Origin of the sequence: Streptomyces mesophilus, from assembly GCF_011044995.1 — a bacterium.
Lineage (GTDB): Bacteria > Actinomycetota > Actinomycetes > Streptomycetales > Streptomycetaceae > Streptomyces > Streptomyces mesophilus.
This window is the reverse complement of sequence record NZ_JAAKZW010000021.1, coordinates 1-12,832: the sequence shown is the minus strand read 5'-3', so window position 1 is coordinate 12,832 and position 12,832 is coordinate 1. Positions and strand designations below refer to the sequence as shown.

Below are 12,832 nucleotides of genomic sequence, written 5' to 3'. Positions count from 1 at the left end.
GCCCCCGCGTGATGCGTCTCACCGACGGCAACCGCGGCTCCCCCCACCACGTCTTCCTCGCGGAGAAACCGGAACAACAGGATCAAACCGAGTGAAACGGACGGGTGGATGGCGGCGGAGACTCCCTTCATCACGCAGGAACCCGCGGCGGTTTCACCACCACGGGTCCGGCTCGGTTCGCTCCTCGCCGCCGGCCACCGCCGCACCGAGGCGCTGCTGCTTCTGCTGACCGTCGCGATCACGACGTTCGGCCAGGCACAGGTGGGCCTCGCCGTCCACGGTCAACTGCCGGGCAACCTCGGGCAGTTCGCGCTCAGCATGGCCCTGCTGTCCTTCGCTGCCCATCTCGCCGTACGCCGGTTCGCGCCGTACGCCGATCCGCTGATCCTGCCGCTCGCGGTCCTGATCACCGGCCTCGGACTCGTCCTCCTGCACCGCCTGGACCCCGCGTACGCCGCGCGATACGGCTCCGATCCGACCGCCGGCGGACAGCTGATGTGGAGCGTGATCGGCGTCGCGGTCTGCATCGGGGCGCTTGTGGCCCTGCGCGATCATCGCCGGCTGCAGCGCTACATCTACGTGATGATGGCCGTCGCGCTCGTCCTGCTGATGGCGCCCGCCTTCTTCCCCGGCGACACCTACGGCGCCAAGCGCTGGATCTACCTCGGCGGCCTCTCCTTCCAGCCGGGCGAGTTCGTGAAGATCATGATCGCGGTGTTCTTCGCCGGCTATCTCACGGTCAACCGCAACGCCCTCGCCCTGACCGGCCGCAAGGTGCTCGGCATGCGGCTGCCGCCCGGCCGGCAGTTCGGGCCGATCCTCGCGATCTGGGCGGTCAGCCTGCTCGTGCTGATCTTCGAACGCGACCTGGGCACCTCGCTGATCTTCTTCGGCCTTTTCGTCGTCATGCTGTACGCGGCCACGCAGCGCACCAGTTGGATCGTGACCGGTCTGCTGATGGCGGCGCTCGGCGCCTTCGTCGTCGGCTCGCTCGAACCCCATGTGCACGGCCGCGTCGAGGCCTGGCTCGACCCCTTCGCCGTGTACGCGAAGGACGCGGGCGGCGGCTCCGACCAGCTCGCGCAGGCCCTGTTCAGCTTCGGCAGCGGCGGCCTGACCGGCACCGGGCTCGGCCAGGGCCACCCCGAGCTGATCGCGTTCGCCGGACGCAGCGACTTCATCCTGACCACGGTCGGCGAGGAGCTCGGGCTCGCCGGCCTGACCGCCGTACTGCTCCTGTACGCCCTGCTCGTCCAGCGCGGTCTGCGCACCGCCCTGCTCGCCCGCGACCCCTTCGGCAAACTGCTCGCGGCCGGGCTCTCCGCCGCCCTGATGCTCCAGGTGTTCGTGGTCGCGGGCGGTGTCACCGGGCTGATACCGCTGACCGGCAAGGCGCTGCCGTTCCTCGCGAAGGGCGGGTCCTCACTCGTGGCGAACTGGGTGATGATCGCGATCCTGCTGAGGATCAGCGACAGCGCGGGCCGCCACCGGGCAGCGGCCGCCGAGGGCGACCCCGAAGCGCCCGACTCCGAAGCCGGGGCCGCCGCACAGAGACATGCGGAGCCGGCCCTCGGCGATCAGAGATAGTCCTCGAGCCGCGCCACCGTGAACCCCTGCTCCTGGATCCGGCGCAGCATCCGCGTGGTCATCTCGGTCAGGGACGCCCCGTGCAGCTCGTCCGGTCCGCGGAAGTGCGCGAGCACGATGTCACCGGGCCGCAGCTTCGCCCCCTGTGCGTACCGCAGATCGTTGATCTGCATCGACGCCCGCCACAGCACCACCGCCGAGAGCCCGCAGTCCGCCGCGGCCCGCAGCGTGTCCGCGTTGTACTCCCCGTACGGAGGGCGGAACAGCCGCGGCCGCTGGCCGAAGCGCTCCTTGAGCTTGTCCTGCTGGCCGCAGATCTCCCAGCGCTGCCCCTCGTAGGGAAGTCCCGGCAGATACGGGTGGTCGAGGGTGTGGTTCTGGACGGTGGCGCCCACCGAGGCCAGCTCGCCGAAGTGCGCGTAGCCGGGCCCGGCCACGCTGTCGGTGAGGAACATGCTGACGGGCAGCCGCAGTTCCTTGACCATCCGTACGAAGCGCGGGTCGCGCTCGGCGCCGTCGTCGAAGGTCAGGAAGACGACCTTGTCCTTGGTCGGTACGCGGTCGAGCACCGGTGGAAGGCCGGGGCCCGCACCCTTCGGCAGCGAACGAGGCGGCGGTTTCGGGGCGGGCGCGAGCGGCTTGTCCAGGCCCCAGCGGCGGGCGGTGGCCTGGCTGACGCGGCGCTCCTCGACCTTCTGCGCGGCCTTGCGCCCCAGCCGTTCGATCGGGTCGACGGACTGGGCACAGCCGGTGAGGCCCCCGGACAGAGCGAGCGCACCGGCTGCGAGCACGCCGGCCAGCAGCCGGTGCGCGGGCCTCACAGGTAATCCTCCAGGCGGGCCACCGCATACCCCTTGTCGGTGACCGTCTTCATGAACTTGCGGATCATGTCGGGCATCGAGCCCTTCCAGTCCTCCTTGCCGCGGAAGTGCGTGAGGATGATGTCGCCGGGGTGGATGTCGCGGTCCCATTCGCGGTAGTCCATGCGGTCCACGAAGACCTCGGCGTTCCACAGCGGCACGGCCTTGATGCCACAGGCCTTGGCGGCCTTCAGGGTGTCGCGGTTGTAGTTGCCGTACGGCGGGCGGAAGAGCTCGGGCCGCTTGCCGTAGCGCTTCTCGATCACGTCCTGCATCCCGCAGATCTCACGCTTCTGCTGGTCGTACGTGAGGCCGGGCATGTAGCGGTGGTTGAGCGTGTGGTTGTTCAGGGCGACGCCGCGGTTCTGCATCTTCTTGAAGTAGCCGTAGTCCTCCTTGACCAGGTAGTCACTGAGGAAGGCCGTGTACGGGATCTTCAGATCGCTCATCATCTTGAGGAACTGAGGATCCTTCTCGGCCCCGTCGTCGATGGTCAGGAAGACGACCTTGTCCTTGGTCGGGATCGTGGTGAAGATCTGCGGCAGACCCTTCTGGCCGGAGACCTCGAAGCCCTTGCGCGTGGTCGGCTTCGTCTTCTTCAGGGGCGCCTCGGGCGCGGTGAGCGGCATCTTGGCCAGACCCCAGCGCTTGACCGCCTTGAGCTTCGCGGCGTGCGCGGCGGCACGCTGCTTGGCGAGGGCGGCGGCCTGCTGGCCGGGGGCGGGCTTGACCGGCTCGCTGCCGCCGCCGCTGGAACAGGCGGTGGCGACGACGGCGGTGGTGGCGATCAGGGCCACCCCGGACACGGCCAGGCGCAACCGATTTTTGTCGTTTTGTCGTACTAGTTGCATGGAGCCGGATCCTGTCAGCGCCGTAGGCGTGGACCCGGCTGACAACGCCGCCCGGGGCCGCACGATCCACCGACTGGCCGACACGGCGGGCTCGCGGTCCGGTGGCGGACAATGGCGGGGTGAACGACCCCGCCGCCACCGATCCCGCCGGCCTCGCCGCTTTCCGCGCCCTGCTCACCGACGAGGGCCGCGCCCTCCTTGCCGAGCTGCACGACCACGACCCGGCCGACGAACTCACCCTCGCCACCCGCCTGCGCCGCAGCTACGCCCCCGAACTGGTCTCGGCCGCGCTGGCCCAGGCCCGGCTGCGGCAGCGCGCGGCGGTCAAGTTCGGGGCGGACGCGGCCCGGATGTTCTTCACCCCGAACGGGGTCGAGCAGGCGACGCGGACCAGTGTCGCGGCGTATCGCGCACGGGAGTTCAAGGGCCTCGGGGTGCGCTCGCTCGCCGATCTGTGCTGCGGCATCGGCGGCGACGCGATCGCCCTGGCGCGCGAGGGCATCGCGGTGCTCGCGGTCGACCGCGACCCGCTGACCTGCGAAGTCGCCCGCGCCAACGCCGAGGCGCTAGGCCTCGCCGAGCTCATCGAGGTGCGCGAGGCGGACGTCGCCGAGATCGACACCTCTTCGTACGACGCGGTCTTCGTGGACCCGGCCCGCAGAGGCGGACGCGGCCGGATCTTCGATCCCGAGGCCTATTCACCGCCCCTGTCCTGGGCGATCGAAGCCGCCCGCAAAGCCCCGCACGCCGCGCTGAAGATCGCGCCGGGCATTCCGCACGAGGCCGTCCCCGACGATGTGTACGCGGAGTGGATCTCGGACTCCGGCGATGTGAAGGAGGCCGTGCTCTGGTTCGGAACGCGGCCCGGTGCGTTCGGCGCGACGCTGCTGCCGGCCGGGGCCTCGCTGTGGTCCGCGCGCGCGACGATGCTGCCGGATCCCGAGCCGCGGCCGGTGGGGCGTTTCCTGTACGAGCCGGACGGCGCCGTCATCCGCGCGCATCTGGTCGCCGAGGTGGCGAAGGCGGTCGGGGGCGGGCTGATCGACCCCATGATCGCCTACGTCACGTCCGACGGGCTGCACAGCACCCCGTACGCGACCTCGTACGAGATCACCGACCAACTCCCCTTCAACATCAAGAAGTTGAAGGCCCTGCTGCGCGAGCGCGAGGTCGGGATCCTGACGGTCAAGAAGCGCGGCTCCGCGGTCGAGCCGGAGGAGCTGCGCAAGAAGATGAAGCTGCGGGGGCGGAACTCCGCGACCGTGTTCCTCACGCGGGTGGCGGGGGCGCCGACGATGCTCGTCGGCCACCCCGCTCCCACCGGGTGACACGAAAAGGGCTCAGCCCTCGGCGAGCTCGCGCAGCTCGCAGGTGATCGTCCACTCTTCCTCGTGGACCTTGAGGAAGCGCTTGGTCCACTCCAGGGCCTCGGCCTCGTCCTTGGTCTGGAAGACCGCGTACCCGCCGATGACCTCCTTGGTCTCGGTGAACGGGCCGTCGGTGACGGACAGTTCGCCGCCGCTGTAGAGGACGCGCTTGGCCTCGGAGGTCGGGTGCAGACCGGCGGTGTCGAGCAGCACGCCCGCCTTGGTCATCTCCTCCATGAGCTTGCCCATGCGCTCCATGAGCTCCTCGCTCGGACCACCGGGGTTGTTGTTCTCGTCGACGCGGATCAACGACATGTAGCGCGGCATGGTGACTCCTCGGTTGCGGTGACGGGGGCTTCTCCCCTGCCTCTCACCCTTGTGTCGAACGGGGACGACCGCGATCGACACATGCCGCGGATTATTTCGAGAAACTTTTCTCCGGCTGCCGCGAACGCTCCGCGGGCCCCCGTCGAGGCCGCCAGAACACCCCGGCGAACAGCCACAGCGCCAGGAAGAGCGCCCCCTCGACCTGCATCAGGCCCGCGTTCTCGCCCAGCGTGCCGGACCGGCCCGCCAGCGCGAGACCGAAGCCGAGCAGCGCCAGGGAACCCACGACGGAGAGCGCCCCGAGGATCATGCGCGTGCGGACGTGGCGCCCCGGCACGCTGCCGCCCTTCTCGTCATGCCGGCGGGCCGCCTCGCGCGCCCCGTGCCGCCGCTCCAGAAAGCCCCACGTGATCCACGACAGCAGGCCGATGAACGCCAGGATCACAGCGATGTTCAGCAGGATGTCGATCCAGGCCACTTCCGTGTAGTCGACGAACTTGTCGGCCAACGGCACCTCTTGCGCGGAGAGTTCCGAGAAAGCGGAGTGTTCCCAGAAAGTCGCCATACCTGGCGGGTACCCACCAGGCGCCGGCTATCCGTACAGGTTGCCCTTCGCCACCTCGTGCACGTGATCGTGACTGTGGCTGTGGCCCGGTACATGCGGCTCCGTGACCGGGAGTGAGGAGTCCGCCGAGAGGTCCCAGTCCGAGGCGGAACGGCCCCGGGCGACCATCTCGGCGCCGAGCGCCGCGACCATCGCACCGTTGTCCGTGCAGAGCTTCGGGCGCGGGACGCGCAGCTGGATGCCCGCCTTCTCGCAGCGCTCCGCCGCCAGTGCGCGCAGCCGGGAGTTGGCCGCCACACCGCCGCCGATCATCAGGTGCTCGACGCCCTCGTCCTTGCAGGCCCGCACGGCCTTACGGGTGAGCACATCGACGACCGCCTCCTGGAAGGACGCCGACACATCCCGTACGGGAACGTCCTCGCCCGCATTGCGCTTCGCCTCGATCCAGCGCGCGACCGCGGTCTTCAGGCCGGAGAAGGAGAAGTCGTATGCGGGGTCGCGCGGGCCCGTGAGACCCCGCGGGAACGCGATCGCGTTCGGGTCGCCCTCCTTGGCGTACCGGTCGATGACCGGACCGCCGGGAAAGCCGAGGTTGAGCACGCGCGCGATCTTGTCGAAGGCCTCACCGGCCGCGTCGTCGATCGTCGCGCCGAGCGGCCGTACATCCGAGGTGATGTCCGAGGACAGCAGCAGCGAGGAGTGGCCGCCGGAGACGAGCAGCGCCATCGTCGGCTCGGGCAGCGGACCGTGTTCCAGCTGGTCGACGCAGATGTGCGAGGCGAGGTGGTTGACGCCGTACAGCGGCTTGCCGAGCGCATACGCGTACGCCTTCGCGGCCGAGACGCCGACGAGCAGCGCACCCGCGAGACCGGGCCCGGCCGTCACGGAGATGCCGTCGAGGTCGCGAGCCGACACACCGGCGTCCTTCAGGGCGCGCTCGATGGTCGGCACCATCGCCTCGAGGTGCGCGCGCGAGGCGACCTCGGGCACGACACCGCCGAAGCGGGCGTGCTCGTCGACGCTGGAGGCGACGGCGTCGGCGAGCAGGGTGGTGCCGCGCACGATGCCGACGCCGGTCTCGTCGCAGCTGGTCTCGATGCCCAGTACGAGCGGTTCGTCAGCCATGGGTCTCGGTTCCTTGTACGAAATCCGCGGTGGCGGAGTCTGCGGTGGCGGTCGAAGGGTCGGTCAGGCGCATCACGAGGGCGTCGACATTGCCCGGCTGGTAGTAGCCGCGCCGGAAGCCGATGGGGACGAAGCCGAAGCGTTCGTAGAGCTTCTGGGCGCGGGCGTTGTCGACGCGCACTTCGAGCAGCACCTCGGTGCATTCGAAGGCGGTCGCGTGCCGCAGCAGATCGGTGAGCAGCGCCGAGCCGAGTCCGGTGCCCTGGTGGTCACGGGCCACGGCGATGGTCTGCACGTCACCGAGCCCGCCGACGGCCGCGAGGCCCGCGTACCCGACGATCCGCTCGCCTTCTGCCGAGGACTCGACGGCGGTCACATAGCGGCGGGAAGCGCCGGGGCCGCGCGCGTGGGCCAGCTCGGACCAGAACATCCCCCGCGACCAGGCGTCGTCGGGGAACAGCTCCTTCTCGAGCTCCAGCACCGGCTCGATGTCCCACCAGCGCATCTCGCGCAGTACCGGGGTCACTTGGGGGTGACCACCTTGTAGTTCTTCGGGACCTGGGCGTCCGGGCGGCGCAGATACAGCGGCCGCGGATCGGTCAGCTCCTCGCCCGCGGCGAGCTTCTCGGCGGCGAGCGCGGCCAGCGCGCCGGCGCTGACGTGCTCGGGCGTACGCGCGTCCGGGAACGTGTCCGGGTAGAGCAGCGCACCCGCGCCGACCGCGGGCAGCCCCACGACCTGCTCGGCGATGTCGGCGGGACGGTCGACGGCCGGGTCGGTCACCCTCGTACGGCTGCCGTTGTAGCGCGCCCAGTAGACCTCTTTGCGGCGCGCGTCCGTCGCGACCACGAACTCGCCTTCGAGGCCCGAGGCGTACGCGAGTCCGTCGAGCGTGCACAGTCCGTGCACGGGGATGCCGAGCGCCGAGCCGAAGGTCATGGCCGTCATCAGGCCGACGCGCAGTCCGGTGTACGGGCCGGGGCCCGTGCCCACCACGATCTCGGTGACGGCGTCGAGTTTCACACCCGCCTCGGCGAGCACCCGGTCGACGGCCGGAAGCAGCAGCTCACCGTGTCTGCGGGCGTCGACGCCGCCCGACTCGGCGAGGACGGTGCGGCCGTCGTGCAGGGCGGCCGTGACGGCGGGGGTGGCGGTATCCAGAGCGAGCAAGAGCACGCGAACAGCCTACGGCGTACGAGGGCTCTGCACGGCGCCCCTGCCTAGCAGGACCCGGCTGCTAACGTCGCTCCCAGTACGTATATGACGTACCCAGTCGTATGTACGAAGGGTGTGGAGGTAGCTCGTGGCACGCAGCAGCTCGGGATTCGTGGCCGGGCTGACCGCGGCGGCGCTCGCGGCGGTCGGCTTCCTCGCGTACCAGGCGTCCGCCTCCGCCCCGGAGACTCTCAGCAAGCCCAAGACGCCGGCCTCGTCGAGCGCCTCCAAGAAGCCCGGGGGCAAGACGAAGCCCGACGGGCTGCCGGCGCTGTCCGGCCAGGGTCAGCGGGTCGTGTACTCGCTGGGCTCCGACCGCGTCTGGCTCGTGGGCGAGGGCGACAAGGTCGAGCACACGTTCAAGGTCACGCCGAGCACGGTCGATCCGCTGCCGGGCGAGTACGCGGTGACGACGCGGTCCGGCTCGATCACGGGCTCGGACGGGACCCCGATCGAGCACGTGGTGCGCTTCGCGACGAACGACGGCGTGACGATCGGATTCAGCGCGGCCAAGGACGGCTCGACGCCGGAGCCCGACCCGTCGAGGAAGACCGGCGGCATCCGGGAGTCGCGCGAGGACGGGCTCGCGATGTGGGAGTTCGCGACCGTGGGGACGAGCGTGATCGTGGTCCAGTAGGGCCACGCAGCGGTACGGATATGTCAGGCGGCGTCGCGATGCGGCGCCGCTTGTGTCTGTTCCGCCTCGACCTGTACGCGCTCGGGGAACACCGGCGGCGTGGAGACCGCGGTGGCCGCGGCACAGGACGCGAGCAGCTCGCTCATCGACGGCTGCACCTTGGGTGTCTCACGTTCCGGGGCCGACATGGTGCCTCCCGAGTGCAGGGCGCGGTTAGGTATCCCTAACCAAGTCTCGGTCTCCATGTGAACACGGGGCGAGCCCGGTACGCAATATCTTCCCGACGGCTTGTCGGAAACTGTCGCCACGCGGGTGTGCTCACGCCGCGAGCGCCTCCAGGTCCACCCCGGCCCAGCGCTCCCCGAGCCCGGTCAGCGTGACGGTCCGTACGTCCGAGGACGTGTCGCCCTCCTCGCGGTGGATGACCACATGCAGCCGGTCGTCCGTGAGCTCCTCGACCTTGCCCTCGCCCCACTCCACGACGATCACGGACTCGGGCAGCGAGACATCGAGGTCGAGGTCCTCCATCTCGTCGAGCCCGCCGCCGAGGCGGTACGCGTCCACGTGGACCAGCGGCGGCCCGTCGCCCAGCGAGGGGTGGACGCGGGCGATGACGAACGTCGGCGAGGTGACCGCGCCGCGGACGCCGAGGCCCGCGCCGAGGCCGCGGGTGAGGGTGGTCTTGCCGGCGCCGAGCTCACCGTTGAGCATCACGAGGTCGCCGGCGCGCAGGATCTTGGCCAGGCGCTGACCCAACTCACCCATCTGCTCAGGGGAGTTGATGATGATACGGACCCTATTTGCCGGGTTGTGCGGTGCTTCCATGAGCAACCACGTTAGCGGCCGGAGCGGCCACCCCCGCACGCACCAGGAGATCGGCGAGACGGTCCGTCACCAGCTCCGGGTGCTCGAGCATCACCAGATGCCCGGCGTCCGGCACGATCACCAGCTCGGCATCGGGCAGCTCGTCGGCGATCGACTCGCTGTGCTCGCTGGGCGTGACCAGGTCCTTGTCGCCGGCGAGCACCAGGACGGGAAGGTCCGCGAAGTGCCGTAGGGCGTCCTGCTTGTCGTGATCGCCGAAGGCCGGGTAGAACTCCGCGACCACGTCGATGGGTGTCGACTCGATGAGACGTTCGGCAAAGCGGGCGACCGCCGGGTCCACCTCGCGGGACGCGAACGAGTAGCGCTTGATGATGCCCGCGAACAGGTCCGCGGTGGCCCCCCGGGCGCGCTCGACCAGCTCGACGCGCGAGCCGAGCGCCTTGAGCACCCCGGGCAGGACCCGGCGTACGGCGTTCATGCCGGCGACCGGCAGACCGTAGTTGACCTCGCCGAGCCGCCCGGAGGACGTACCGACGAACGCGGCGCCCACGACCCGGTCGCGGATCAGCTCGGGGAACTGGTCGGCCAGCGCCATCACGGTCATGCCGCCCATGGAGTGGCCGACCAGGACGAGCGGACCCTCGGGCGCGGCCTCGTCGATGACGGCCTTGAGGTCGCTGCCCAACTGGTCGATGGTGACCGGTTCCTGGCGCTCGGTCTGCGCCTTGCCGCGCTCGGAGCGGCCGTGGCTGCGCTGGTCCCAGTAGACGGTGCGCACGACGCCGCGCAGGGCCGCGCGCTGGAAGTGCCAGGAGTCCTGGCTGAGGCAGTAGCCGTGCGAGAAGACCACGGTGACGGGCGCGGGGGCCTTGCGGCCGAAGAGGCGGCGGCCGCGGCGGCCCTTCGCGCTGTCCGGTTCGACCTCGTCGACCTCGTAGTAGAGGACCGTGCCGTCCTCGGCCCGCGCCTTGCCGGGCAGACCGCGCAGCGAGCCGTAGGGACCGGCGGAGTCGAGCGCGAGGCGGGCCTTCTTGCGCATGCCGCGCCCGACGGTGAGCCGCTCGACCGCGACACCGGCGGCCGCGCCCGCGGCGATCACGCCTATCGCGGCGCCCGCGATGCCCGCCCTGCGCCAGCCGCCGCCGACCGCCTCCTCGGCGGCCCGGGCGATCTGGGTGCCTGTGTCACTCACGTGCCGCTCCTGCCTCCTGCGTTACGACGTTCACGAGCCCTGCGCGTACACCGGACCGGACACTCGGTCACGTCCGGCCGGTCACTCGTTCACATAGACGCGGGGAACGCGTGTTCCGATGCGCGTGACGATCTCGTACCCGATGGTGCCCGCCGCCTGCGCCCAGTCCTCGGCGGTCGGCTCGCCCCGGTCGCCCGGGCCGAAAAGGACCGCCTCGTCGCCGGCCGCGGGCTCGTCCCCGTGCAGATCGACCACGAACTGGTCCATGGCGATCCGCCCGGCGGCCGTCCGCACCTTGCCGCCGACCAGGACGGGGCCGGTCCCGGAGGCGTGCCGGGGCAGTCCGTCGCCGTAGCCGACGGGGACGAGAGCGAGCGTGGTGGGCTCGGGTGTGACGTAGTGATGCCCGTAACTGACGCCGAGACCCGCGGGTACACGCTTCACCAGGGCGAGCTGTGCGCCGAGGGTCATCACCGGACGCAGACCGAAGTCCGCGGACGTGCCGACCTCGGGGCTCGGCGAGAGCCCGTACATCGCGATGCCGGGACGGACGAGGTCGTAGTGCGACTCGGGCAGCGTCAGCGTGCCCGGGGAGTTGGCGATGTGGCGGACCTCGGGGGTCAGGCCCGCCCGCTCGGCGAAGCGCACCGCGTCGGCGAACTCGGCGGACTGGAGGGCGATCGAGGGGTGCCCGGGCTCGTCCGCGCACGCGTAGTGCGACCAGATGCCGGTGACCTTGACCGTGCCCTCGGCCTCAGCCTTCAGACAGGCCTCGACCAGCTCGGGCCAGTCGGCGGGCATACAGCCGTTGCGCCCGAGCCCGGTGTCGATCTTCAGCTGCACCCGTGCCGTACGCCCGGCCGCACGCGCCGCCGCGGTCAGCTCACGCAGCGCCCACATGCCGCTCACCCCGAGGTCGACGTCGGCCTCGATGGCCGCGCGCCAGGGGCCGCCTGGCGTCCACAGCCAGCACATGACGCGGGCGTCGTCGACGCCGATGCCGGCCGCGCGCAGCGCGAGCGCCTCCTCGGGGGTGGCGGTGCCCAGCCAGGTGGCGCCGCCCTGCAACGCGGCCTTGGCGCAGGGCACCATTCCGTGCCCGTACGCGTCCGCCTTCACCACGGCCATGAACGCGGCGCGGGGCGCGCGGGCACGCAGCGCCCGCACGTTGGCCCGCAGAGCGGCCAGATCGATCTCGGCGCGGACGCGCACAGGTGTCTCAGTCATCGCGCCCCAGTGTCTCAGAGCCGTGGGTCACGGCCTGCGGCCCCAGATGTACACGCGGTCCCCCTTGTACAGCTTGTTCCACAGTCGCTTGGCGTCCCGGTGGCTCAGGTTCACGCAGCCCGGGGAGCCCGACGTGCTGTAGACGCTGCTGTAGACGGCATGAAAAGCCTGCCCACCGCTGAAGAACTGGCTGTACGGCATGGGCGTCCGGAACAGCGTCGAGTAGTGGTTCTTGTGCTTCCAGAACACCTTGTGCCAGCCGGTGCGCGTCGGCGTCGACCTCTTGCCGCTGCGCACGGCCACGGGTCCGAAGGTCACCTTCCCGCCCTTCTGCACCCACATCAGCTGCCGCGCGAGATCCACGCAGGCGATCCGGTACGCGCGCGCCGGGCACTTCTTCAGCGCCTTCGGATCGCGTACGGCACTCAGCCAGCGCATCCGGGCCCAGGTCACCGGCCCGGCGAAGCCGATGTCGGGCCGGATCCCCTGCTTCCGCTGGAACGCGCGGATCGCCGCACAGTCCTTGGCCGACTGCTTGCCGTCCACCTTGAGCTTCAGCCACGCCTCGACCCGGCGCTGATGCGGCCCGGTCCGCTTGCTGCAGAAGGGCGCCGCGGCACTGCGGACGACCTCGCTCGGCGGCACGTACTCGATCAGCGCGTCGAGCTCGACGGGCGGCTCCATCGGCTCGACGGAGTCCTCGGCGGCACTCGGCTCGTAGACGAACGGCGCCATGCCCTGATCGGGAGTGTCCAACTGCCACCGGTGATACGGAGTGAGCGGCACACCCGGGACCAACTCCTGCTGAGGAGCGGGCACGGGCGGAGGGCCAGGGTCGGCCGCGACGGCGGGGGTGGCGAGGGCCGCGAGGGCAAGTACCACGGCGAGGGTGAGACGGGTCGTACGGCGTGCGGTGCGGTGAATCATGCCTTCAGGAAACGACCAAACTTGAACAATTAGCCGAAGGCACACCCAGACCGACGACGGTTGGGGCCAACTATCAGCCCCTGCGGCGATTGAGCAGATCCGAACGAAGTTCGGATGCAGGGGGCCC

15 protein-coding genes are annotated in these 12,832 nt (G+C 70.5%); 3 read left to right on the top strand and 12 right to left on the bottom strand.

The features are described from left to right. The first annotated feature begins 108 nt into the window (after positions 1-108). The gene (locus tag G6045_RS09055; RefSeq protein ID WP_165331331.1) at positions 109-1,587 is read left to right on the top strand and encodes an FtsW/RodA/SpoVE family cell cycle protein; all 1,479 of its coding nucleotides are present in this window, start codon (positions 109-111) and stop codon (positions 1,585-1,587) included. Here G6045_RS09055 and G6045_RS09050 read toward each other — a convergent pair. Both G6045_RS09050 and G6045_RS09045 read right to left on the bottom strand, forming a co-directional pair. Then, entirely contained in the window at positions 1,578-2,408 is an 831-nt protein-coding gene (locus G6045_RS09050; RefSeq protein ID WP_408056321.1) for a polysaccharide deacetylase family protein, read from the bottom strand. The two genes, G6045_RS09055 and G6045_RS09050, sit on opposite strands and share 10 nt — an antisense overlap. Then, positions 2,405-3,298 (bottom strand): polysaccharide deacetylase family protein, encoded by an 894-nt coding sequence (locus G6045_RS09045; protein WP_165331330.1) that lies wholly within the window; start codon positions 3,296-3,298, stop codon positions 2,405-2,407. The genes G6045_RS09050 and G6045_RS09045 overlap by 4 nt, the downstream gene beginning before the upstream one ends. 119 nt (positions 3,299-3,417) lie before the next feature. Between G6045_RS09045 and G6045_RS09040 the strand changes: the two genes are divergently transcribed. Then, the gene (locus G6045_RS09040) at positions 3,418-4,626 is read left to right on the top strand and encodes a class I SAM-dependent methyltransferase (RefSeq protein WP_165331329.1); all 1,209 of its coding nucleotides are present in this window, start codon (positions 3,418-3,420) and stop codon (positions 4,624-4,626) included. A gap of 12 nt (positions 4,627-4,638) precedes the next feature. On the opposite strand, the gene G6045_RS09035 is transcribed toward G6045_RS09040, so the two are convergent. The 5 genes from G6045_RS09035 to tsaB form a co-directional block, all read right to left on the bottom strand. Beyond that, positions 4,639-4,992 (bottom strand): YciI family protein, encoded by a 354-nt coding sequence (locus G6045_RS09035; protein WP_165331328.1) that lies wholly within the window; start codon positions 4,990-4,992, stop codon positions 4,639-4,641. A 91-nt stretch (positions 4,993-5,083) separates the two neighbouring features. Continuing rightward, positions 5,084-5,500 (bottom strand): hypothetical protein, encoded by a 417-nt coding sequence (locus tag G6045_RS09030; protein WP_165331327.1) that lies wholly within the window; start codon positions 5,498-5,500, stop codon positions 5,084-5,086. Between the two features lie 84 nt (positions 5,501-5,584). Further along, entirely contained in the window at positions 5,585-6,682 is a 1,098-nt protein-coding gene (gene tsaD, locus G6045_RS09025) for a tRNA (adenosine(37)-N6)-threonylcarbamoyltransferase complex transferase subunit TsaD (protein WP_165331326.1), read from the bottom strand. After that, on the bottom strand, positions 6,675-7,187 hold the full coding sequence (gene rimI, locus G6045_RS09020) for a ribosomal protein S18-alanine N-acetyltransferase (protein WP_165331357.1): 513 nt from the start codon (positions 7,185-7,187) through the stop codon (positions 6,675-6,677). Before rimI ends, tsaD begins: the two co-directional genes overlap by 8 nt. Before the next feature lie 17 nt (positions 7,188-7,204). Continuing rightward, positions 7,205-7,858, bottom strand: a complete 654-nt coding sequence (gene tsaB / locus G6045_RS09015; RefSeq protein ID WP_165331325.1) for a tRNA (adenosine(37)-N6)-threonylcarbamoyltransferase complex dimerization subunit type 1 TsaB — start codon at positions 7,856-7,858, stop codon at positions 7,205-7,207. A gap of 127 nt (positions 7,859-7,985) precedes the next feature. On the opposite strand from tsaB, the gene G6045_RS09010 reads away from it, so the two are divergent. After that, complete coding sequence (locus G6045_RS09010; RefSeq protein ID WP_165331324.1) at positions 7,986-8,534, top strand: hypothetical protein; 549 nt, start codon at positions 7,986-7,988, stop codon at positions 8,532-8,534. A 23-nt stretch (positions 8,535-8,557) separates the two neighbouring features. On the opposite strand, the gene G6045_RS09005 is transcribed toward G6045_RS09010, so the two are convergent. From G6045_RS09005 to G6045_RS08985, 5 genes are all read right to left on the bottom strand, one after another. Continuing rightward, a complete protein-coding gene (locus tag G6045_RS09005; protein ID WP_165331323.1) occupies positions 8,558-8,722 on the bottom strand; it encodes a hypothetical protein in 165 nt (54 codons plus the stop codon). Positions 8,723-8,852: 130 nt separating this feature from the next. Beyond that, entirely contained in the window at positions 8,853-9,359 is a 507-nt protein-coding gene (gene tsaE, locus G6045_RS09000) for a tRNA (adenosine(37)-N6)-threonylcarbamoyltransferase complex ATPase subunit type 1 TsaE (RefSeq protein WP_165331322.1), read from the bottom strand. Then, positions 9,331-10,551 (bottom strand): alpha/beta fold hydrolase, encoded by a 1,221-nt coding sequence (locus G6045_RS08995; RefSeq protein ID WP_165331321.1) that lies wholly within the window; start codon positions 10,549-10,551, stop codon positions 9,331-9,333. Before G6045_RS08995 ends, tsaE begins: the two co-directional genes overlap by 29 nt. 81 nt (positions 10,552-10,632) lie before the next feature. Further along, on the bottom strand, positions 10,633-11,778 hold the full coding sequence (gene alr / locus G6045_RS08990) for an alanine racemase (protein WP_165331320.1): 1,146 nt from the start codon (positions 11,776-11,778) through the stop codon (positions 10,633-10,635). 27 nt (positions 11,779-11,805) lie between these two features. Continuing rightward, the gene (locus tag G6045_RS08985) at positions 11,806-12,705 is read right to left on the bottom strand and encodes a L,D-transpeptidase family protein (protein WP_165331319.1); all 900 of its coding nucleotides are present in this window, start codon (positions 12,703-12,705) and stop codon (positions 11,806-11,808) included. Positions 12,706-12,832: the final 127 nt, after the last annotated feature.

Coding starts and splice junctions, on each gene's coding strand:
- G6045_RS09005 (WP_165331323.1), bottom strand. CDS start 8,722: ATGTCGGCCCCGGAACGTGAGACACCCAAGGTGCAGCCGTCGATGAGC.
- G6045_RS08985 (WP_165331319.1), bottom strand. CDS start 12,705: ATGATTCACCGCACCGCACGCCGTACGACCCGTCTCACCCTCGCCGTG.
- rimI (WP_165331357.1), bottom strand. CDS start 7,187: ATGCGCTGGTGGGACATCGAGCCGGTGCTGGAGCTCGAGAAGGAGCTG.
- tsaE (WP_165331322.1), bottom strand. CDS start 9,359: ATGGAAGCACCGCACAACCCGGCAAATAGGGTCCGTATCATCATCAAC.
- G6045_RS09035 (WP_165331328.1), bottom strand. CDS start 4,992: ATGCCGCGCTACATGTCGTTGATCCGCGTCGACGAGAACAACAACCCC.
- tsaD (WP_165331326.1), bottom strand. CDS start 6,682: ATGGCTGACGAACCGCTCGTACTGGGCATCGAGACCAGCTGCGACGAG.
- G6045_RS09055 (WP_165331331.1), top strand. CDS start 109: ATGGCGGCGGAGACTCCCTTCATCACGCAGGAACCCGCGGCGGTTTCA.
- alr (WP_165331320.1), bottom strand. CDS start 11,778: ATGACTGAGACACCTGTGCGCGTCCGCGCCGAGATCGATCTGGCCGCT.
- G6045_RS09045 (WP_165331330.1), bottom strand. CDS start 3,298: ATGCAACTAGTACGACAAAACGACAAAAATCGGTTGCGCCTGGCCGTG.